This is a genomic window from Kribbella sp. NPDC051936, assembly GCF_040680955.1.
Lineage (GTDB): Bacteria > Actinomycetota > Actinomycetes > Propionibacteriales > Kribbellaceae > Kribbella.
Window position 1 is genome coordinate 332,011 of record NZ_JBFAXS010000007.1, and the last position, 21,776, is coordinate 353,786.

A 21,776-nucleotide genomic window follows, 5' to 3' on the forward strand; every position below is an offset into this window, starting at 1 on the left:
GGGCCCCGCGGTATTCCCGGACGTTGCCTAGGACAACCTGTTCACGATGGTGCGGTAGACACCCGGCAGGGCGGCCGCGGCGGGGACGATGCGCGGCGCGAGGAGCGGGCGGTTGCGGGCCCACAGCAACGACGCGGTGAGCAGGCGGCACTCCCAGGAGACACGCCGCCAGGCGGCCTCGTAGTCCTGCGGGCGGTCGGCGCGGACGCAGTCGACGAGTTCGGCGGAGGTCCGGAGCGCGACGGCGATACCTTCGCCGGTCAGCGCGTCGACGTACCCGGCGGCGTCACCGACCAGCAGGACCCGGCCGGCGGTGCGGGCGCGGACGCGTTGGCGGAGCGGGCCGGCACCCATCACAGCACTTGCTGCCGGGGCGCCGCCCAGGCGACGCTTCAGGGCCGGGAAGGCGTCGAGGTGCGAGTCGAAGGTGCCGCGGGCCGACGTCAGGATCGCGACCCCGACGAGATCGTCGGCCACAGGTGTCACGTAGGCCTCCCCCAGCTTCGACCAGTAGACCTCGACGAGATCGGTCCAGGGCGAGACCTGGAAATGCTGCCGCAGACCGCGGCGTACCTCTCCCGAACTGTCACCACACAACTCGAGCTGGCGGCGGATGGGTGAGTGGAGGCCGTCCGCGGCTGCCAGGTAGCGGGCGGTCAGGCCGCCGGCGGTTACCAAGTCCGGCGTTTGGTTGATCGGGCCTACCCGGGTGGGGACGACGGGGATGTTCAGCGATGCCAGCCTGGACATGAGGGCGGCGTGGAGGGTGGTACGGCGTACTCCGAGGCCGGGTCCCGCGGTGAACAGGGCGTCGACGGAGTGGGCGTCGTCGAGGTAGCGGATTCCGTGGAACGGGCGGCCGGTGAGTTCCACGCCCAGGCGGGACAGGTACGAGACCGCGCTGTGCGCGATGCCTTCGCCGCAGGCCTTGTCGATCGGGGCAGAGCGGGGCTCGACGACGACAACCGACAGGCCGGCTAGCGCCGCGCGGATGGCGACAGCAGCGCCGGCCGGCCCGGCGCCGGCAACCAGCAGATCGACATCGGGCCGCATTCGGTTCACGGCACGAGGGCGGATTTCAGGGCCGCGTTCTCGGTCCGGATCCGCACGGCCAGCAGCGGGATGTTCAGCACCGTGAACACCAGCGCCGTCACCCAGGCCGTGTGGACCAGCGGGAGCGCGATGCCCTCCAGCACGACCGCCACGTAGTTCGGGTGCCGCAGCCAGCGGTACGGGCCGCGGGCCACCAGGTGGAGACCGGGTACGACGATCACGCGCGTGTTCCACTGATGCCCGAGCACCGCGATGCACCACCACCGCAGCCCCTGCGCCAGCAGCACCACCACGAACATCGTCCACCCGAGCCACGGAATGAACGGCCGGTGCAACGCCTCCACCATGCACGCCGCCAGCAACAACGTGTGCAAGGCGACCATGAACGGGTAATGCCCGCGCCCTGACTCCACACCGCCCCGCGCGAAGCTCCACCGCGCGTTGCGCAGCGACACCACCAGCTCCGCGACGCGCTCGGCGGCGACCAGCAGCACCAGACCCAAGTACCAGCCGTACATCACCACTCCAGCAGGACGAGTTCCGAACAGAAACCCGGCCCCATCGCCAGCAACAGTCCGGGACCAGCAGGATCCAGCTTCATGGTGTCACCGAGGACGTGCAGCACCGAGGACGACGACAGGTTGCCGACCGCATCGAGCGACTTCCAGGTCACGTCCAGCGCCCCCGGCCGTAACGACAGTGTCTCCGCAACCGCCTCGAGCACCTTCGGGCCGCCCGGATGGGACACCCACGTCCCGATCTCCGGCACCGTCAGGCCGGCCGAGCCGAGGAACTCCCGCACGTCGCCGCCGAGGTAGGTCCGGACCACTTCGGGCACGTCCGCCCCGAGCACGATCCGGAACCCACCCGCTCCGACATCCCACCCCATCACCCGCTCCGAGTCCGGGTACAACCGCGAACGCGTCGCCACCACCGACGGACCTGAGGCCGCCGGATGCTCCGATCCCGTCATCACGACCGCCGCCGCGCCGTCCCCGAACAACGCCCCGCCGACGAGGTTCGGCAACGACGCGTCGTCGCGCTGCAACGTCAGCGAACACAGCTCGACCGACAGCAGGACCGCGACATGCGAAGGCCAGGCCGTCAGGTAGTCGTGCAGTCGCGCGATACCGGCCGCTCCCCCGACACACCCGAGCCCGAACAACGGCAGCCGTTTCACGTCCTCGCGCAAACCCAGCCGCACCGCCACCCGTGCGTCGATCGACGGCGCCGCCACGCCGGTCACCGTGGTGAACATCAGCACGTCGACGTCGTCGAGCGTCAGCCCGGCGTCCTTGACCGCTCCCGCGACCGCTTCGGCGCCGAGGTCGACCGCGGCCGCGATCCACGCGTCGTTCGCCGCGCCGAAGTCGTCGAGCGCGGCGTACTGCTCCAGTGGCAGCGCGAGATACCGGTGCGACACCCCGGCGTTCGCGTGCAGCCGGCGGAGCAGCGCCGTACCGCGGCCGTCGGACAGGCACATCGAGGCGAACGCGTCCGTCAGCGCCGACTGCGGATAGCGGTACGGCGGAAGCGCGGGCCGGACCGCTGCGATCCGCGTCATCGTGGCATCGTTACGTCGGTGAGAGCACTGCGGACCGCCGAGGGTCTGGCTCTCGCCTGCCATCCGGGGCCGACCGTCGCCGTCACCGCCCTGGTCACAGCCGTCGCGTGGTCGGCCGGGCGAAGTCCGGCCGGGTGTCTTCTCGTCGCAGCAACGATCCTCACCGGCCACCTCTCGATCGGCTGGAGCAATGACGCGATAGATGCCGCCCGCGACACCATTGTGAACCGACGGGACAAGCCCGTGGTGCGTGGACTGGTGAGTCGCCGGACGCTTGCGGTGGGTGCGGGCGTCATGCTGGTCGTCACCGTTCCGGTCTCCCTCGCCAACGGCATCGCGGCCGGACTGATGCACCTGCTGTTCGTCGCCTGCGCCTGGGCGTACAACCTGGGGCTCAAGTCCACCGTGATCTCGTGGCTCCCGTACGCCGTGGCGTTCGGCGCACTGCCCTCGTTCGTGACGCTCGGGACCGCGCAGGTCTGGGCCCCGTGGTGGGCGACAGCGGCGGGTGCACTTCTAGGGGTCGGTGCCCATCTGGCAAACGTCGTACCCGATCTGGCCGACGACCTGGCCACCGGTGTCCGCGGCTGGCCGCAGCGCCTCGGCTCCTACGCCCGGCTGCTCGCGCCGCTCCCGCTGGCGGCCGCGACCGGCCTGCTGGTCGTCGCCCCGGCCGGCGCGATCGGCGTCATCGGCTGGATCGCCCTCGCGCTGGTCGCCGCCCTGCTCGTCACGATCCTGCTCTGGCGCAACGCACCGTTCCTGATCACGATCGCGATCGCCGCGGTCAGCATCATCTCGCTGGTCCTCCGCGGCGACGCCCTCGTCTGATCGGCAGCTCGACAGTACGTATACGTCCACTGCGGCGCCGCGGGCGGTCGGCTGAGCGTGGCTGCGGCGCGGCCGGCCGGACACCTCCTGTCGAGCTTGCCGGTCTCAGCCTGCGTCGGGCTTGAGTGGTGCGTTGCTGCCGAGGATCGCGGCGGTGAGCGCTTCCGCGGGCTCCTTGGCGGCGCGCGGGTTCGTGATCAGCACCAGGTCGATGGACGGCAACTCGGGCAGTCCGGCTCCCGGCGGGGGCTCGACCAGGTCGGCGGGCATCAGCGAGCGGGCGAAGATCGCGATGCCGAGCCCGGCCCGGACGGCCGCGAGTACGCCGTTGACGCCGCGCACGATGCACGTGATCCGGCAGGTCCGGCCGGCCTGCTCGAGGGACTGCACACCGAGCGACCGGCTCAGCGAGGGCGCCTGGTACGCGACCAGCGGCACCGGCCCGTCGGGGGCGATCCGGGTCCCCGCGATCCCGGCCCAGACCAGCGGGTCGCGCCGGACCAGGCGGCCGTTCGGCTCGTAACCGCCGCCGGCGCCGTGTTTCACGTAGGCGAGGTCGAGGTGCCCGGACTCGACGCGGCGGAGCAGGTTCGGGCTCTGGGCGACGGTCAGCTCGAGGTCGATCCGCGGGTACAGCTGGCGGAAGTCGCGCAGGATCTTCGGCAGCGGCGTGAGCGCCAGGTCGTCGGTCACGCCGAACCGCAACCGGCCGCGCAGCTCCGAGCCGGTGAAGTACCCGGCGGCCTCCTCGTGCGCGGCCAGGATGGTCCGCGCGAACCCGGCCATCGCCTCGCCGTCCGCGGTCAGCGTGACGGTGCGGGTGTCCCGGACGAACAGCGGCCGCCCGACGGCCGTCTCGAGTTTGCGCACGTGTTGACTCACGGTCGGCTGCCGGATGCCCAGCCGCTCGGCCGCCTGGGTGAAGCTGAGCGACTGCGCCACCGCCAGGAACGTGCGCAACTGGTCCGGGTCGTACATCGATAGACCTCCCATTACGTGACGCAATAAGACTAATAGGAGTAATTCGCTGGGGGAATCCAGCACTCACCCCTGAGGATGGACCTGTCCTCCCCTGACCAGTTCACTCGCGTAGGGATCGCTCTTGACCTCCCGGGCCACCGGCACCGTCCCGTCCACCGACTTCCATCTGCACCGCCCCACCGACTCCACCAGCAAGCTCCGGGAGCAGCGCCGCCCGGGCTTCAAGGACACCTTCAGCGCACTGCGGGTCCGCAACTTCCGCCTCCTGGTCAGCGGACTGCTGGTCAGTTCGACCGGCGGCTGGATCCAGCGCATCGCCCAGGACTGGCTGGTGCTCACGCTCACCGGCAGCGCCACCGCGGTCGGCATCACGACCGCCCTGCAGTTCCTCCCCACCCTCGTGCTCGGTCTGTACGGCGGCGTGATCGCGGACCGGTTCCCGAAGCGGAAGATCCTGCTCGTCACGCAGATCACGATGGGCACCTGCGCGGGCCTGCTCGCGCTGACCGCCTTCACCGGCAGCGTCCAGGTCTGGCACGTCTACACGATGGCGTTCGTCCTCGGCCTCGCGACCGCGGTCGACAACCCGACCCGGCAGTCGTTCGTCACCGAGCTCGTCCCGCGGGACACGGTCCGGAACGCGATCAGCATGGTCTCGTCGACGTTCCAGCTCGGCAGCCTGATCGGCCCGGCGCTCGGCGGTCTGCTGCTCGGCACGATCGGCGCCGGCTGGGCGTTCGCGCTCAACGGACTCACGTTCTTCGCGTCGATCAGCGCGCTGCTGCGGATGCGCGAGAGCGAGATGCCCGGGTTCCACGCCGCACGCACGGCGAGTGCCGGGATGCGGATCCGGGACGGGCTGCGCGACGGCGTCCGGTACGCGTTCCACGAGCCGGCCGTCCGCTGGGCGATCGCGCTCGTCGGGATCTACGGCATGTTCTGTATCAGCCTGCCGGTGACGCTGACCGCGTTCGCCGACCGGGTCTTCCACACCGGCGCTTCCGGGTACGGCGTGCTGAACTCGGTCGTCGCGTTCGGCGCCCTCGCCGGCGCGCTGCTCTCGGCCCGCCGCGTCCGGCCGAGCCGGCTGCGGAACCTGATCGGCATCGCGTGCCTGCTCACGATCACCGAGGTGCTGGCCGCCCTCCAGCCGTCGCTGTGGACGTTCATCCCGGTGCTGGCGTCGATGGGCATGGCGACGCTGATGTTCCTGACCGCGGCCCAGTCGATGGTCCAGCTGACCACGCCCGACGGCCTGCGCGGCCGGGTGTCCGGGATCTACAACCTGGTCTTCATCGGGGGCGGCGCGATCGGCGGACCGCTGGTCGGCTACCTGGCCCAGCATTTCGGTGCCCGGTGGGCGCTGATGCTCGCGGGTCTGGTCCCGGCGGTGGCGACGGTCGCGATCGGCCTCCGGCTGCGGCGCGACGGCCGGCTCCGGCTGGTCCTGGTCCGGACGCGGTCGCCGTGGCACCAGGTTCCGATCCGGCTGAACCTGCAGCAGACCAAGATCCAGCTGTCGGCCCCGGCCAGCACTCCGATCACCCGGACCTCGCGTCCCTTCATGCTCGGCCGCCGGCAGCACGCGCGGATGGACTCGCACCTGCGCCCGATGCGCACCCGCCGCCGCCCGCAACACCACTGAACCCCTGGGGCGGGGCCGCGCTGCCTTCCCGGCCCTGCCCCGGGCTCTTTGGGCACGCACCAACCACTTTCCCCCGCGACGCGTGGTTGGCCGGTGCTCAAAGCTCGCGTCAGCCGACGGAGCCGCCGGTGCCGGTGGAGGTCGACGACGAGGCACCGAGGGTGTTGAGATCCGCCTGAGCGGGGTGAGCCCGGCCCAGGGGCCCGGCGGCCATGGCCACGATCAGGTTCAGCGTCAGCTTGCGCGCGAACGCGACACCTCTTTCGTCCAGCCCGTGCTTGGAGTTCGGGCCGCGCAACGACGGCACCCAGTTCATGGTGCCGACGTCGACCACGCCGGCGCCCGACGGCACGGTGTAGTAGATCGCGTCGGAGAACGTGTGGACCGACGGGCCACAGGACACCGGCGAGTGCGCGACGACCTGGAGGTTCGCGGGTGTTCCTGGTATCGGGTAGGCCCGGTCCACCTCGGTCGCCACGAGGCCCGCGTACGTCGATCCCTTGGTTGCGCCCGTGCCGGCGTACAGGAAGAAGCCCGGGTTGCGGACGGTGAACCGCCCGACCGCCGGGAAGCACTCGTAGAGCATGCCGGTGAGCGAGTTCTCGGGGCGCGGATCCGGCTTGCTCCGCCACTTCGCGGTCGTGTCCGGCCGATTCCGCAGCGGGTCGAGGGCCGCGTCCTTGTAGCCGACCAGCACCCGGTTCGCGCCGAGCGGGCCGGGCTCGTAGCGCACCCGCCAGTACACCGCGTTCGCACCGAGGAACGCGACGTTCGTCCCCGCATCCCGGGCCTTGGTGACCGCATCGCGCATCGCGACCGTCCAGTACTCGTCATGCCCGAGCGACACGATTCCCCGCGCGCCGGTCAGCGCGGCCGGGTCGGTCGCCACGTCGACACTGGTCAGGTACGCCAGCCGTACGCCGCTGCGCTCGGCCAACTGGATCAAGGGCAACTCGGACTGTACGAGCGTCCGCGCGCCGTTGCCGTCGTACGGCCGGTCGAACGTGACGCGGTGGGCACGTGAGGCCAAGGACTTGTCGGGGCCGTTGTAGAGCGAGTAACCGCCCCACTCGTTGTAGGCCTCGTACGTGTTCACGGCGTTGACGATGACGACCGCGCCGCGCGTCGAGTCCGAGCGAACCGTGATCGGGACGTACTTCTGCTTGCCGCTCGCCGCAGTGAGCATGAGTAGGTACGCTCCGGCCGGCCAGCCCGTCGTCGGCACGGTCAACGACGGTTTCCACGTGGTACTGACCAGGTGGTCGGACCGCCGGACGACGGGTGCGGGCTGAGCGCGCCCCGGAACGGCCGGCGATGTCCAGACCAGTCGAGCTCCGGTTCCGCCGTACCAGCCGATCCGGAACGCGCGCACGGTGAAGGCGCCCGCGGCCGACGTCACGAACAGCCGGAACGGTTGCCCACTGCGGACGCTGACGTGATCCGCGAAGCCGGCGAGTTCCATCGGTCCGGCGATCCGCCTCGGGGCCATCCACCAGGCCGTCGTACCCCGCTTGGCGTTCTCCGCGACCGCCGTCGCACGACCGACAGGTCGAGGCGCCGCCGACGGCGTCATACGCGTCAGTCCGCCTTTTGTCGGTGCCGGATGGGAGGCCGGAGCCGCCGACGTGCATCCCGCCGCCAGCACGGTCACGGCCACACCGAGCACTAGTCCCCGTCGCACCTTTCGCATGCTAGCTGGGAAGGCTCGCGCCCCCGGCAGGATCGTGGCCGGGGGCGCGAACTTGCCGGCGGACGGGCCGGCAACGGCGGCATCAGGGAGCGGTGATGACGCCGACCGGGAGCACCTTGACGGTGCGGTGGTGCTTGGTGCCGCCGAGGACCACCTGGCGCAGCGCCACGTTGTTCTTCGTGCTCGACTCGAACAGGCGGTGCTCCGGGTTGGCGGTCACCTGGACGTAGTACGTGCCGTTCGCCAGGTTGGTGATGTCGAAGGACTGCCCCGGCAGTGTCTGCTCGTAGGTGTCGCCGGAGCCGACGTCCAGCACCTCACGGACCGACAGCGAGCCGTGGTCGCCGCACGCGGTGTGCAGGTCGGTGTTGTCCGGGTGCCAGTTCGCGTTCTTCACCGTGTAGTCGATCGAGTCCGTCGCGGCGAGACAGAACGCCTCCTTCTGACTGCGCACGACCTCGGTCTGCTTGGCGTTCAGCAGGCTGTAGCGCGCGAAGTCGGTGAAGTGCCAGTGGGTGTGGCCGTCGCGGCCGTCCCACTCCATCGTGCCGGTGTTCTGGTACCCGACCTGCTTGCCCTGCGCGTTGTAGAAGTACTGGTACGCGTCCATCAGGTCCTTGCCCTGCCGGCGGAAACCGTCCAGCACCAGCGGCGACGGGCCTGCGTTCCACACTGTCGCGGAGAACTGCAGGAAGTCCTTGTTCGCGTCCGGCGTCCCCTCGTCGCCGGTCGCGACCTGGATCCCCCAGGCCGGCACCGCCCGCAGGTCTGGCTTCGGTCCGTGCGGCACACTCGCCCGGCCGGTCGGACGCGTCACGTTCGGCTTGGGCGCCGCACGGCCCGCCACGGCCTGCTTGGCCGCCGACCCCTCGGACTTCCGCACCGTCACGTTCAAGGTCACCGCCGACTCCGTGGCGGGGATCTTGAAGAAGTCCCGGTAGGCCTTGTTCACGGTGATCGTCGCCTTGTACTTGCCGACGGCAAGCTGTACCGGATCGCCGCCGCCGTACGTCCGCGCGGACCAGCCGGTCTGCAGTCCCCACACGGCGCCCTGCGTGAACGGGTTCGCCGTACAGCTGTCCGGGTACGGCGAGGTCGCCGGCGCGTCCGGACGGGTCCGCGAGCCGTCGCCGTTCAGGCAGATCCCCTGGTCCTTGTCGAGCACCTTCTTGCCCGCGGCGTCGGTCAGCGTGACGTGCAGGAACTTCCCGAGACCGGAGAAGTCCGTGACGAGGCCCTTCGGCAACTTCCGGACCGGCTTGCCGTGCACGTACTGCGTCGCCACGACCAGCGAGCTGTACGACGCCCGCGTCGCGCGCACCTCGACCGGCGCGTTCCCGGCCACCAGGTGGGTGCCGAGATCGAGGTCCACGCCGTAGTCCTCGACGCTCTCCAGCGTGACATTGGTGCTTCCAGCAACCAGTTTCACCGGCGGCCGGTCAGCTGATGATTCTGATGACGCCGACGCACCGGCGGCCGCGAGCGCGACCAGTCCGGTGGCCCCGGCCGCGGCGACCGCCGTCCGGCCGAGTTTCCTTGCGTTCACGATGACGGAACCCCCTCCTGCTGCGGCCGGCATCCTCACGACCCGGCCTGTTGCTGGTACGACGACGCGGCCGCGGAGCGAAGTTGATCAAGGTTCCATGGCAGTCCTGTCACAGGAAGTGACAGGAAATGACAGAGCCTCAATACTTGACTGCGTAAATTAAGCCGACCTAGGCTCGGCGGCGTCCGCTCACGCCTCCCCGGAGGACGTTCACATGTCCTTGAGACGCCGCACCGCAACAGTCCTGGCTGCCGTCGCCCTGGTGTCGACAGCAACCTTGACAGCAGCCCCCACCGCCCCCGCCGACGCGATCCAGGAGCAGCAGCCGACCTACCCGCAGATCGCCGCGAAGCCCTACATGGGCTGGAGCAGCTGGAGTCTGCAGTCGACGAACTACCCGGGCGTCAACCCCGACGGCCCCGGCAGCTTCATCAGCGAGAAGAACATCCTCGCCCAGGCGAACGCCCTGGCGACCAAGCTCAAGCCGTACGGTTACGAGTACCTCAACGTCGACGCCGGCTGGCAGGACGGCGGCGACGAGTACGGCCGCCCGGTCGCCAACCTCAAGCGGTTCCCGCGCGGCATGAAGGCCGTCGGCGACGACATCCACAAGCTCGGGCTGAAGTTCGGCATCTACACGGTCGTCGGTCTCGGCAAGGACGTGTACCGCGACGGCAACACCCCGATCTACGACGCGCCCGGCTGCTTCACCCGCGACATCGTCTACCCGGACCTGCGGACCACCAACGGCTGGGACGCGGCGTACAAGATCGACTACGCGAGCCCGTGCGCGCAGAAGTACGCCGACTCGATCGCGAAGTTGTTCGCGTCCTGGGGCGTGGACTTCATCAAGATGGACGGCGTCGGCCCCGGCTCCTGGAAGGGTGCGCCGGACGACCCGAACCACAACAACACCGAGGACGTCGAGGCCTGGTGGCGCGCGGTGCAGAACGCCGGCCGGCCGATGATGTACACGCTGTCCTGGTCGCTCAGCCACCGGTACGCCGACGTGTGGAAGCGGAACTCGAACGGCTGGCGGATCGACACCGACGTCGAGTGCTACTGCGACACCATCGTGAAGTGGGACAGCTCGGTGAAGGCCCGCTGGTGGGACGTCGCGCAGTGGATCGACGACGCCGGGCCGGGACACTGGAACAACCTGGACGCGATCAACGTCGGCGTCGGCGCGATGGACGGCCTGACCGACGCGGAACGCCAGTCGTACATGACGTTCTGGGCGATCAACTCCGCGCCGCTGTTCGCCGGTGACGACCTGACCAAGCTGGACGCGTACGGCCTGAAGCTGCTGACGAACCGCGAGGTCATCGCGATCAACCACTCCGGCAACCCGGCGCGCCCACTCGACCAGGACCAGCTGCAGCAGGTCTGGTACGCGCAGAACGCCGACGGCAGTACGACGGTGGCCCTGTTCAACCTGGCCGACTCCCCCGCGACCGTGACCGGCGACTTCGGCCGGCTCGGCATCACCGGCAGGGCGACGGTTCGCGACGTCTGGGCCGGTCAGAACACCCGCAACGTCACCGGATCGGTCAGCGCGAACCTGCCGGCGCACGGGTCGAAGCTCTACAAGATCACGCCGAACAACCTGGGCGCCGTCGGTAAGCCGGCGGACGTGACCGCGACCGACGTCAGCCGCACCACCGTCTCCTTCGCGTGGCGGCCGAGCGCCGGCGCCACGTCGTACCGGGTGTTTGCCAACGGCAAGCAGGTGGCGACCGCGTCGGGTACGAGCGCGGTCGTGTCCGGGCTGCTTCCGCAAACGCCGTACACCTTCACGGTGACGGGTGTGCGAGGCAACGCGACGTCAGAGGCGAGTGCGCCGATCAGCCTGTCCACCTCGGCGTCGGGCGGGCCGGTGCGGTACGAGGCGGAGGCCCCGGGCAGTACCTTGACCGGCGACGCGAGTGTCTCGGGGTGCACGGCATGCTCGGGCGGCTCGAAGATCGGCAACATCGGCTACTCGTCGACGGTGACGCTGAACGGGATCACCGTGCCGGCCACGGGCACGTACCTGGTGAAGATCGCCTACACCGACGGCGACACCAGCCGGCAGAGCATGCTGACGGTCAACGGCGCCGACAGCTACTGGGTGAACTACCACGGCCTCGGCGACAACGACTGGGGCACGCCGCAGGTCACCTACCTCCCGATGAAGCTCACCGCCGGAGCGAACTCGATCAAGGTCAGCAACCCGAACGGCTACATCGCCGACATCGACTGGATCACGGTCTAGTCGTCCAGATCCGCGGGGCCGGCACCACCAGGGCCGGCCCCGCGGCCTTACTCAGCGCGGCTCGACCGTGTACCGGATCGTCTGGGCGACGATCTTCCCGTTCTCGATCAGGTACGAGTCGACGCCGTCGCGGACCTGGACCTGCGAGTCCTGGTAGGCCCACTCGAGCAGCCCCATCCGGCCGTCGACGGCGACGTAGGTGTAGTCGAACGCCTTGTGCTCGGGCAGCTCGCCGGCCAGCATCAGCGCGAGCTCCCGGACGCCGGCATGGCCGCGGAACGTGCCGCGGCTCATCAGGATCACGATGTCCTCGGACACGTTCCGGCGCAGATCCTCCGCCAGCACGTCCTCGAACGACGGGATCCCCACCCAGTTGTTCGCGATGTTCAGATGGTCGTCCAGCACCTCACGTGCCGAGCGCCGACTCAGGTCCCCCACGATCCCTCCCCCTGGCTCGCCGTACGACCTCAATGCTGCGACCGCCGGCCCCGGCCGCACAAGCTTTACTGGAACCATGAGCGCCTACCCCGAACCTCTGATCCCGCCCGGCGGCACCGCGCCGGTTCCGCGGCGGATCCGCGCGATGCTCGACGACCGCGTCGTCCTCGACACGACCGACGCGATCTACCTGTGGGAGTTCCCGCCGTACCCGCAGTACTACGTCCCGGTCGCGGACGTCGCTGCCGGCGTCCTGACCGACACCGGCGAGACGAAGGAGTTCACGCACGGTGTGGCGCGGGTGCACAGCGCCGGATCCGGACGTGCCTGGGTGTACGACGACGGTGTCGCGAAGGACCGCGTCCGGTTCCAATGGGACGCGCTGGACAGCTGGTTCGAGGAAGACGAGGAAGTCTTCGTCCACCCGAGAAACCCGTACGCGCGAGTCGACGCGGTCAAGTCGACGAGGCGCATCCAGGTCGCCGCCGACGACCAGGTCCTCGCCGAGTCGAGCGCTGCGGTGATCGTGTTCGAGACCGGGCTGCCGCCGCGGTACTACTTCCCGCGGACAGCGGTGCACTTCGAGCACCTGACCCCGTCCGGCACGGTCACCGCGTGCCCGTACAAGGGCCGCACCTCGGCGTACTGGTCGGCCCCGTCCGTTCCCGACGTGGCCTGGTCCTACGACTTCCCGACGGCGCCGCTGCTCCCGATCGCCAACCACGTCGCGTTCTTCAACGAGAACGTCGACATCATCATCGACGGCGTACCGCAGGACCGCCCGATCACGCCGTTCTCGAACCCGACCCAGCGACCAACGGACGGAAATGTGAACACGCGGTGACGGTCGGCGTCAGATGCCCGCGGTGGTGGCGCCGTCCATGGTGATGATCGAAGCGGTCACGTAGCCGGCCCGCGGTGAGGCCAGGAAGACGGCGACGTCGGCCACCTCGGCGGGCTCGCCGGCGCGACCCATCGGGATCTCGCTGGTCATCTCGGCCAGCAGTTCGTCCTTCGGGCGGCCAGTGGCCCGGACCGCGGCCTCGAGGCCTTCGTCCACCCGGCCGGTGCGGGTCATCCCCGGGTTGATCACGTTCACCCGGACGCCCTGGCCCGCGTACGCCTTGGCGTAGCCGACCGACGCCAGCATCAGTGCGGCGTTGGCCGCGCCGCCGCCGATGTGCAACGGGTTCGCCGCGCGGCCGCCCTGGCCGACGATGTTCACGATCGCGCCGCTGCCGCGCTCGGCCATCCCGCGGATCACGGCCTCGGTCGCGTGCATGTACGTGAAGTACTTCGCGTCCATCGCCGCGTGCAGCGCCGCACTGTCCAGCTCGTCGACCGGCGTCCGCCGGGCCGCGCCGGCGCAGTTGACCAGGATGTCCGGTACGCCGATCCGCTCGAAGGCGGCCCGCGTCGCGCCGGGGTCGGTGAGATCGACCGCCTCCGCCCGGAAGCTCAGGCCCTTGGCGGCGAGGTCCTCCTGCGCCTTCGCCAGGTTGCCGGTGTCCCGCGAGATGCCGACCACCGCCGCACCCTCACGCGCCAGCGCCTCGACACAGGCCAGTCCGATGCCCTTGCTCGCACCCGTGACCACCGCGGTCTTGCCCGAGAGTTGCAGGTCCACTCACTTCTCCTCGTTCATCGATGTGCTGAGCAACAAATTCGCAGCTGTCGCTTTTGTGGGCCTGATTCGTTCAGTACGATCAGTAACCAGATCGACACTCTTAGTTTCGACGCCTGATGCCCGAGCAGTTGCCCTGAGCACCGACGCCGGAGGACCCGTGCCGACCACGTCTCATTCCCCACCGACTTCCAGCGAACGCCTGTCCTGGAAGAACATTCTCCACCATGACCTCCCGGCCTCGCTGGTGGTCTTCCTGATCGCGATACCGCTGTCCCTGGGGATCGCCGCCGCGTCCGGCGCCCCACTCATCGCCGGCCTGGTGGCCGCCGTCGTCGGCGGTGTCGTCGCCGGCGCGCTCGGCGGCTCCCCACTCCAGGTCAGCGGCCCCGCCGCCGGTCTCACCGTGGTCGTCGCCGGCCTGATCGGCCAGTTCGGCTGGGCCGCGACCGCCGCCATCACCTGCGCGGCCGGCCTGCTGCAGATCCTGCTGGGCGTCACCCGCATCGGGCGGCTGGCGCTGTCGCTGTCCCCCGCCGTCGTGCACGGCATGCTCGCCGGGATCGGCGTCACGATCGCCGTCCAGCAGCTGCACGTGGTGCTCGGCGGCAAGGCGCAGAGCTCGCTGGTCTCCAACGTGACTGCGCTTCCCGCGCAACTGATCGCGCACCACGGCCACTCGGTCCTGGCCGGCGTCCTCACGGTCGCGATCGTCCTCGCCTGGCCGCGAATCCCCACAGTGAAGGTGATTCCGGCTCCGCTCGTCGCCGTCGTCGCGGTCACCGCACTCGCGGCGGTCGCGATGCCCGACGTCACCCGCGTCGACCTGCCGGACAACCCGTTGCAGAGTCTGGTGCTGCCGGCGATGCCCGGAGGTACGCCGCTCGAGATCGTCACCGCCGTCCTGACCGTCGCGCTGGTCGCCAGTGTGGAGTCGCTGCTGTCGGCCGTTGCCGTCGACAAGCTTCATCGCGGCCGGCGCAGCAACCTCGACCGCGAACTGATCGGCCAGGGCGCCGCGAACGCGGTCTCCGGCGCCCTCGGCGGGATGCCGGTGACCGGTGTGATCGTGCGCTCGTCGACCAACGTCGCGGCCGGCGCCCGGACCCGCGCGTCCACGATCATGCACGGCCTGTGGATCGCGGCGTTCGTGCTCGCGGCGGGGTCGATGCTCGAGCTGATCCCGATGGCCGCGCTGGCCGGCGTCTTGCTGGTCACCGGACTCCGGCTGGTGCAGCTGGCCCACATCCGCACGCTGCGCCGGCACGACGAGCTCCTCGTGTACGTCGTGACCGCGGTCGGCGTCGGCGTCCTGGGACTGGCCGAGGGCGTGCTGCTCGGTCTGGTGCTCGCGCTCGGGCGGGTGCTGTACCGGCTGGCCCGCGCGACCGTGACCGCCACCGAGGACGACGGCGTGTGGACGGTCCGGATCCGCGGCGCACTGGTGTTCCTCGGCGTCGCGTCGCTAGTGCGGACGTTGCGGTCGATCCCCACCGGGGCAACGGTCCGGGTCGATCTCACGGTCGACCACCTGGACCACGCGGCGTCCGAGGCGATCGAGGACTGGCGGCGCGGGCACATCGCGCGCGGCGGCTCGGTCGAGGTGCATCGCGGCGGTATCGCCCAGCAGCTCGACGACGTCCCGATCCGGGCACTGCTGGCGAAGCTCGCGGCCGAAGGACAGCAGCCGGCGCACCTGTTCATCACCTGTGCGGACTCGCGGATCGTGCCGACGATGATCACGACCAGCGGCCCGGGCGACCAGTTCTGCGTGCGGAACATCGGGAATCTGGTGCCGCCGAAAGGATCGAACAGCAGCTCGGTGGGCGCCGCGATCGAGTACGCGGTCGACGTCCTCGGGGTGAAGTCGATCGTGGTCTGCGGTCACTCCTCCTGCGGCGCCGCGGCCGCCGCGCTCGCGGCCGACGCCCCCGAGGGGTCCGGCCTGCACAACTGGTTGCGGCACCTGGAGCCATCCGTACGCCGGGCGCTCGCGCTGCCGGAGATCGCGGATCCGGCCGGCGGCGTGAAGTTGTCGCCGGCGGACAAGCTGTCGGTCGCGAACGTCGCCGTCCAGCTGGAGAACCTGCGCAGCTTCGACTGTGTCCGCCGGGCCGAGGATCAAGGACGGCTCGAGCTGATCGGACTCTGGTTCGACATCGGCGCGGCGACGGCCCGATCGGTGGTCGACCGCGCGCCCTTCCTCGTCCGCGCCGACGAGGAGCTGTCGAAGATCAGGAGCAGCGGGACGGCGAGCGCGATCGCGACCAACCCGTCCAGCCAGTAGTGGTTCGCGGTCACCACGACGACCGTGAAGGTGAGCACCGGATGCGCGATCCACAGCCAGCGCCACCGTGACCGCGTTGCCCGGATCAGGACCACCGCGACCAGGAACGCCCAGCCGACATGCAAGCTCGGCATCGCGGCGAACTGGTTCGCCACCCCGGAGTCCGTGCTCGGTCCGTACACCGACTGACCGAGCAGGACACCCGTGTCCACCCAGCCCGGCATCATCCGCGGCGGAGCGAGCGGGAAGAACATGTGCCCGATCAACGCCAGCCCGGTCAGCGACGCGAGCGCCCAGCGCGCCTTCCCGTACGCGGCCGGGCGGCGGATCATCAGCCAGAGCAGCACTGCCGCGGTCAGCGGGAAGTGCACACTCGCGTAGAACACGTTCGCGACCCGGGCGAGGCCGTCGATCGCCAGCGCGTGGTGCTGGATCGACGCCTCGCTCGGGAGGCCGAGCCTCGCCTCCCAGCGGATCAGCTCGTGCGCGTGCCGGAAGGCCGAGCCCGCATGCTCCGCCGACAGGAACCGGCCGAGGTTGTAGACCCCGAAGAGGACGGCGAGCAGTCCGATCTCCCGCAGGATCCGCCACACGCCGCCGCGCTGCCGGTCCAGATCCGGCAGTGCCGGTTGCCCGACCCGCTCCAGAGTCACCTGCGCCATGCCGACCCCCACATCAAACCGAACGCTCGTTCTCCGAACTTCCACCCTGCGCCCGAGTCCACGCGCAAATCAAGAACGGTCATTCGTTTTCCACTGTGATCCCCGGCACCATTTCAAATTATCGCAAACTCCTGATAGTTGCGAACAATATGAACCAACTCACACCTCCAGAGAAATCCGTTGGCGGCCGGCGGACTGCCCGCGAAAAGATCGGCGCGTGGTTGACGTCTTCGTCCGGTGGACCTGGATGCGGGCGGTGCTGCACAACGGGTGGTGGCTGGTCACCGGCGTCTATCTGGTCGTCGACGCCGGGCTCTCCCCCGCTCAACTGGTGCTGATCGGGTCCGTGCAGAGTGCGTTCGCGCTCGTCCTCGAAGTTCCGGCCGGCGTGTTCGCCGACACGATCAGCCGCAGGTGGTCTCTGGTGATCTCCCAGGTGCTGATGGGTACGGCGATGCTCGCGACGGGCTTGTCCGAGTCGTTCCCGGCGCTGCTCGCGACGCAGGTTCTGTGGGGCGTGTCGTGGACGTTCGCGAGTGGCTCGGACGTCGCACTCGTCACCGACGAGCTGGACCGGCCCGAGGAGATCAACCTCCTCCTGACCCGCGCCGCGCGCGCCCAGTTGACCGGCGCCGCGACCGGGCTGGTCCTGCTCGGTGCGCTCGCCTGGGCGACCCGGCGCGACCTGACGATCGTGATCGCCGGCGTCGCGATGACGTCGCTCGCCCTGTATGTCGCGGTCCGCTTCACCGAGCACAACTTCGTCCCGACCCGGAGCGCCCGGTGGTCGGCGTCCTGGGGCACGTTCCGCCGTGGCGTCACGCTGGTCCGGCGCAGCCAGGCGCTCCTGCTGATCTTCGCGGCCACGTTCCTCGTGAACGGCGCCTCGGACGCCGCCGGCCGCCTCACCCAGAAGCAGCTTCTCGCGCTGGGCCTGCCGATCCGGCCGGACCCGATCGTCTGGCTCACCGCTCTCGGCGTCCTCGGTCTGGTCGTCGGCGCCGTCGTCCTCCGACTGGTCACCCGAAGGATCAACGGCGAGCACGCCGCAACCGACTACGCCCTCGCCGCACTCGTCGGGGTGGTCGCGATGCTGCTGTTCGCGTTCGCCCGCGATCCGGTCTCCGGCGCGGCCGCCGTCGTCCTGCTGAACGGCATCGTCACGCCGCTCACCCGCGTGATCAGCACGATCTGGGTCAACGCCCGCACGACCGCGGACATCCGCGCGACCACGCATTCGTTCCTGGCCCAGCTCGAGTACCTAGGCGAGATCGTCTGCGGGGTCGCCGTCTCCGCGATCGCCCGGCTCACCACGCTCCCCCTCGCGCTCACCGCGTGCGCGGTCCTGTTCGCCGCCACCGCCGTACTGATGGGATCACCACGAGATCGCAGCCTGGCCCGAGGTGGCGGACACCCGCACTAGGACGTCGTCGGGAACGGCGTCGTACGGCGCGACGACGACGGGCAGGTCGAGGTGGTACAACTCGGCGGCGACGAGTGCGCCGAGCGGGATGATCGTGTCCGCGCGAGCCAGGACGATCGCGGCGGGCGCCGTCCGAGCGCGGATCTGCTCGGCCAGCACGCTCGACGCGGAGCTGGAGCCGCGGCCGGATTCCATCAGCAGGATCCGGCCGGTGAGGACGGCGCCGCACTGCGGGTGATGGGCGTCGACGATGCGGCCCTGGTCGTCCGTGCCGCCCCAGAAGGACAGCGGTGCGGTGAGGCGGATCGGCAGACCCGTCGCGCTACCGGGGTGGAGGGTTCGGCCGTGCACGATCATGCGTCGAGCATCACCCGTCCGGCGCGCGCCGAGGCCACGCATTCCGCGAGCGAGCCGAGGATCGCGGAGACGTTGATGTTGCCGGGCGCATAGTGCGCCCACTTGCCCGAGTTCGTCATCACGTTCTTCCAGCCGGGCGACAGGATCGCGGTGACGTACGTGCAGGTGTCCACGACGACGGTCACGCCCGCGGCCTCGAGCACCTGCAGTACGCCGTCCTCGGCCAGCCGGTCTCGGGTCGCGCGGGCGGTCGACAGGTACAACGGCAATGTCAACGGCGGCCCGACGACGAGGCCGGCAAGGCGGACGCACTCGGCGTACGACGCGTGCGGCGTACCCACGCTCACCGCGTCCAGGTCCGCGATGTCCGCCGACAACTCCCGCCGGACCCGCCGCAGTGTCTCCACGTCGACCACACGCACGGGCAGGCCGTCGACCGACGACGGCGCCTCGGGCGTGATCCCGACGGCGTGGAACAACGCGACTCCCCCGGCCGACGCGGCCGCCGCACCGAGCGCCTTCAGGTCGTCCTCACGCACAGTCGCCGGAATCCCTACCAGCACAGGGATTCCGGCTCCGACCGTCGATCCGATGTGGTGCCCCAGCAGCGGATAGGTCAACTCGGTGAACTCACCCAGCGGGCGGCAGTCGAACACCACGGTGCCCCGTCGCGCCTCGGGGGTCTGCAACCCGGCGTACGGCGCGCGGCCGGTGATCGCCGCGCAGATGTCCAGGAAGTCGCCGTACCGGTCCGTGCGCGCGCCGAGCACCGAGTTCGCGAACACGATCGCGTTCGACTCCGCCCACGCGACGTGTTCCCCGAGCCCGGGCCGGCCGGGGAGCTGGTACGGCGCGCAGGTGAACGTCGGCGTACACCCGAGCTCGGCGTACGCTGCCATCAGCTCCCGCCCGGCCGACGCCAGCGCCTGGTCGCGGACCAGCTCCGGGTGGATGAGGTCCGTCGAGCCGACGTTCAGCGTGGTCGGCACGCGTACCCGTGCGCCCAGCTCGACGAGGCGCTGCGCGAAGTCCAGGCTGACCTGGCCGTGGTACAGGCAGGAGTCGACGTGCGCCGAGGTGATCGCGACCAGCCGCGGCGCGTCCGAGATCCGCGCCTGCCCGACGAGCACCCGCATCGCGAGCGCGACACCCTCCCCGTCCCGGCCGCCGAGCATCGCTTCTTCCTCGGCGGTCAGGCGGAGAGTCGGCATACGTCGAACCTAGCGGACGCCCACCACTCACCAACCCGCCTGAAGTGCGCTGTGCCACGCTCGTCCAGGCGGGCGACGCGCCGTTGGCGCGAGGTTGGTGAGTGGTGGGCGTCCGCCCCCTAGACGGTCCGTCGGCGGGATGCGACGAGCTTGCCGGCGTCGTAGCCGTCCGCGCGGAGCAGCTGGCCGGACGTCACCTCGAGGATGTCGATGCTCACCGGGCCGGTCAGGTCCTCGGAGCTGATCGGCCGGTCGTCGACGTACAGGTCGACCCGGTCGATGCCCTGGGCATCGATCGCGACGGTGAGCGTGGTCCCGCTGAACGAGGTCTCCAGGTCCAGCCGGCGCACCGGCTGCGCGGCGAGCAGCTCACCGGCCCGGTTCAGCAGGTCGACGTTGCCCTCGAGCAGGTCGGCCCGGGTCATCCGGTGGGTCTCCTGCGGCTTGACGCCGAGGTCCTCGACCGGCGTTCCGGCGAGCTTGCCGACCCGCAGGGTGCGCCGGATCGCGACCCGCAGGTTCGCGCCGTTCGGCAGCGCGACGTACGGCGACGTCTCGTCGGGCGGCGGCGGTTCGTTCAGCAGCGTGGCGAGCAGGCCGTGCGTCCAGACGTTCGCGCCGCCGGCGCCGGTGTTGTCGTCGACGCCGAGGATGGTGCCGATCTCGTGGTCGGCGAACCCGGCCGCGAAGATGTCGGTGGCCGAGTAGACCCGGGCGTCGGTGATCAGCACGACCGGCCCGAGGTAGGTCTGCCCGATGTCGTTCGCGCCGCTCTCGGGCGTGATCGGGCTCGCCGCCGAGAACTGCGCGCCGGTCTCGATCGCCAGGTCGAGCGACTCGAACCACGGACCGAGGTCGATCCCGGCCGGGTTGTCCTTGTGCCGGCGGCAGATCCGCAGGTTCAGCGGCGAGCTGACGAACTGCACCGGCTCCGGCGCGATCCGCCGCGGCGTCATCGTCTGCAGGGTGAACTCGCTGGCGAAGATGTGCCCGCCGCCGTTGTCCCGGACGTCCACGATCAGGCCGTTCTGCGGGAGCGCCGCGGCCAGCCGGACGAACTCGTCGCGGAACGCCACCGGATCCTGCACGCTGAACGTGAAGATCCGCAGGTGCCCGAAGGTGCCGGACGGCGTGACCACCTCGCGGGCCCGGAACACACCGGGCATCGTGGTCGGCAGATCCGCGCCGGCGACCGCCTTCGGGGCGGCCAGTTCGGCCGAGCTCCGGCCGCGTTCGAGCTCGACCACCTCGCGGACGTACAGCGCCTTCTTCGCGCGGGACTTCTCGTCGGAGTCGAGGTCGAGACCCATCGACGCCGACACCTCGCTGATCGCGTCCAGGTCGGTCATCGGCGGCAGGTTGGTGGCGACCTTCCACTCCTCGCGCAGCTCCTGGTCCGAACCGTCGAGGCCGATGTAGGTCAGCCGCACCCAGTCCTCGTCCGGCGGCGCCTGGATGACGAGCGGCCGCAGGGTCAGCGACTCCAGTCCACGGGCGAGGTTGGCGGCGTCGTTGCTCCCCGCGAAGACAGCGCCGTTGAGCGCGACGGCGCGCGCGATCGGCGTACCGTTCCAGTGCGTGACCTCGGCGCCGGGGCCGAACTGCGGCGCCTGGTAACCAGTGACGGTCCGGGTGATCAGGTAGTGCTCGGCGCCCGCCGCGTCGTAGCACTTCTCGATCATGAACGGCAGAAACGCGACCTTCCCGGCGAACGGGACCGGCAGCAGGTAGTTGGTGTGCAGGTCACGGACCGAGTGGAAGACGCTCGACATCTCGCGATGGAACAGCCACTCCTCCCCCATCGTCGCCGGCGTCTGCCGCGCCATCCGGGCGCGCAGCACGCGCAGCCGCTGCAACGGGTTCACGGCGTGCATCGCGACCTTCAGCGGCAGGTGGACGTAGTTCTCGCTCAGCAGCAGAAGCGCCTGATCCACCAGCAGTCTGCGCTGCTCGAGCGTCAGACTGCCCGCGGAGCCGAGGAAGGTGGCGAGCGGCACGGCGGCGGCCGCGGCCGGCTTCGCCGCAGCGCCCTTGCCGGCCGAGGTTTTCACCTCCCCGGCCGTGCCCTTCGCCGACGTGCTCTTCGCGGACGTGGTCTTCGTCGGCGTGGTCTTGGTGGCGGCGCGGCGGCGTGCGGGCGTCCGCTTGGCGGCTGTCTTCTTCGGTGTGGCTTTGATCGTGCGTGGTTGAGACATGGTCCCCCCAAGTGC

17 protein-coding genes and 1 pseudogene are annotated in these 21,776 nt (G+C 70.2%); 6 read left to right on the forward strand and 12 right to left on the reverse strand.

Translation table 11 applies throughout. The features are described from left to right. Window positions 1–27: 27 nt before the first annotated feature. From AB0L64_RS25970 to AB0L64_RS25980, 3 genes are read right to left on the reverse strand one after another with little or no spacing between them, the layout of a single operon-like run. Complete coding sequence (locus AB0L64_RS25970; RefSeq protein ID WP_363714029.1) at window positions 28–1,053, reverse strand: monooxygenase; 1,026 nt, start codon at window positions 1,051–1,053, stop codon at window positions 28–30. A gap of 5 nt (window positions 1,054–1,058) precedes the next feature. Beyond that, window positions 1,059–1,571: an isoprenylcysteine carboxyl methyltransferase family protein gene (locus AB0L64_RS25975; RefSeq protein WP_363714031.1), complete on the reverse strand. Its 513-nt coding sequence runs from the start codon at window positions 1,569–1,571 to the stop codon at window positions 1,059–1,061. Continuing rightward, entirely contained in the window at window positions 1,571–2,617 is a 1,047-nt protein-coding gene (locus AB0L64_RS25980) for a type III polyketide synthase (RefSeq protein ID WP_363714033.1), read from the reverse strand. Before AB0L64_RS25980 ends, AB0L64_RS25975 begins: the two co-directional genes overlap by 1 nt. A gap of 18 nt (window positions 2,618–2,635) precedes the next feature. Between AB0L64_RS25980 and AB0L64_RS25985 the strand changes: the two genes are divergently transcribed. After that, entirely contained in the window at window positions 2,636–3,448 is an 813-nt protein-coding gene (locus tag AB0L64_RS25985; RefSeq protein ID WP_363714035.1) for a UbiA family prenyltransferase, read from the forward strand. A gap of 105 nt (window positions 3,449–3,553) precedes the next feature. Here the strand turns inward: AB0L64_RS25985 and AB0L64_RS25990 are convergent, their stop codons facing one another. Continuing rightward, entirely contained in the window at window positions 3,554–4,426 is an 873-nt protein-coding gene (locus AB0L64_RS25990) for a LysR substrate-binding domain-containing protein (protein ID WP_359932511.1), read from the reverse strand. 124 nt (window positions 4,427–4,550) lie between these two features. Here AB0L64_RS25990 and AB0L64_RS25995 point away from each other — a divergent pair, with 124 nt between their 5' ends. Further along, window positions 4,551–6,074 (forward strand): MFS transporter, encoded by a 1,524-nt coding sequence (locus tag AB0L64_RS25995; protein WP_363714038.1) that lies wholly within the window; start codon window positions 4,551–4,553, stop codon window positions 6,072–6,074. Between the two features lie 109 nt (window positions 6,075–6,183). On the opposite strand, the gene AB0L64_RS26000 is transcribed toward AB0L64_RS25995, so the two are convergent. Both AB0L64_RS26000 and AB0L64_RS26005 read right to left on the reverse strand, forming a co-directional pair. Then, window positions 6,184–7,755, reverse strand: a complete 1,572-nt coding sequence (locus AB0L64_RS26000) for a N,N-dimethylformamidase beta subunit family domain-containing protein (RefSeq protein ID WP_363714040.1) — start codon at window positions 7,753–7,755, stop codon at window positions 6,184–6,186. A 91-nt stretch (window positions 7,756–7,846) separates the two neighbouring features. Beyond that, the gene (locus AB0L64_RS26005) at window positions 7,847–9,310 is read right to left on the reverse strand and encodes a lysyl oxidase family protein (RefSeq protein ID WP_363714042.1); all 1,464 of its coding nucleotides are present in this window, start codon (window positions 9,308–9,310) and stop codon (window positions 7,847–7,849) included. Window positions 9,311–9,524: 214 nt separating this feature from the next. Between AB0L64_RS26005 and AB0L64_RS26010 the strand changes: the two genes are divergently transcribed. Further along, a complete protein-coding gene (locus tag AB0L64_RS26010; RefSeq protein ID WP_363714044.1) occupies window positions 9,525–11,564 on the forward strand; it encodes a CBM35 domain-containing protein in 2,040 nt (679 codons plus the stop codon). Between the two features lie 51 nt (window positions 11,565–11,615). On the opposite strand, the gene AB0L64_RS26015 is transcribed toward AB0L64_RS26010, so the two are convergent. Continuing rightward, window positions 11,616–12,002 carry a nuclear transport factor 2 family protein gene (locus tag AB0L64_RS26015; protein WP_355688801.1) on the reverse strand — a complete coding sequence of 129 codons (387 nt, stop codon included), beginning with the start codon at window positions 12,000–12,002 and terminating at the stop codon, window positions 11,616–11,618. A gap of 76 nt (window positions 12,003–12,078) precedes the next feature. Between AB0L64_RS26015 and AB0L64_RS26020 the strand changes: the two genes are divergently transcribed. Next, complete coding sequence (locus AB0L64_RS26020; protein WP_363714047.1) at window positions 12,079–12,846, forward strand: DUF427 domain-containing protein; 768 nt, start codon at window positions 12,079–12,081, stop codon at window positions 12,844–12,846. 9 nt (window positions 12,847–12,855) lie between these two features. Here the strand turns inward: AB0L64_RS26020 and AB0L64_RS26025 are convergent, their stop codons facing one another. Beyond that, entirely contained in the window at window positions 12,856–13,629 is a 774-nt protein-coding gene (locus AB0L64_RS26025; protein ID WP_363714049.1) for an SDR family oxidoreductase, read from the reverse strand. Here AB0L64_RS26025 and AB0L64_RS26030 point away from each other — a divergent pair. Further along, a pseudogene (locus tag AB0L64_RS26030) lies at window positions 13,574–15,733 on the forward strand (SulP family inorganic anion transporter); the annotation flags it as partial. The gene AB0L64_RS26025 and the pseudogene AB0L64_RS26030 sit on opposite strands and share 56 nt — an antisense overlap. A gap of 14 nt (window positions 15,734–15,747) precedes the next feature. On the opposite strand, the gene AB0L64_RS26035 reads toward AB0L64_RS26030, so the two are convergent. After that, entirely contained in the window at window positions 15,748–16,575 is an 828-nt protein-coding gene (locus AB0L64_RS26035) for a phosphatase PAP2 family protein (protein WP_363714051.1), read from the reverse strand. A gap of 217 nt (window positions 16,576–16,792) precedes the next feature. On the opposite strand from AB0L64_RS26035, the gene AB0L64_RS26040 reads away from it, so the two are divergent. Continuing rightward, window positions 16,793–17,998, forward strand: a complete 1,206-nt coding sequence (locus AB0L64_RS26040; RefSeq protein WP_363714053.1) for an MFS transporter — start codon at window positions 16,793–16,795, stop codon at window positions 17,996–17,998. Here the strand turns inward: AB0L64_RS26040 and AB0L64_RS26045 are convergent. The 3 genes from AB0L64_RS26045 to AB0L64_RS26055 form a co-directional block, all read right to left on the reverse strand. Next, on the reverse strand, window positions 17,951–18,355 hold the full coding sequence (locus AB0L64_RS26045; protein ID WP_363714055.1) for a DUF126 domain-containing protein: 405 nt from the start codon (window positions 18,353–18,355) through the stop codon (window positions 17,951–17,953). The two genes, AB0L64_RS26040 and AB0L64_RS26045, sit on opposite strands and share 48 nt — an antisense overlap. After that, on the reverse strand, window positions 18,352–19,566 hold the full coding sequence (locus AB0L64_RS26050) for an aconitase X catalytic domain-containing protein (protein WP_363714057.1): 1,215 nt from the start codon (window positions 19,564–19,566) through the stop codon (window positions 18,352–18,354). Before AB0L64_RS26050 ends, AB0L64_RS26045 begins: the two co-directional genes overlap by 4 nt. Before the next feature lie 119 nt (window positions 19,567–19,685). After that, a complete protein-coding gene (locus AB0L64_RS26055) occupies window positions 19,686–21,761 on the reverse strand; it encodes a S41 family peptidase (RefSeq protein ID WP_363714059.1) in 2,076 nt (691 codons plus the stop codon). Between the last annotated feature and the right edge of the window lie 15 nt (window positions 21,762–21,776).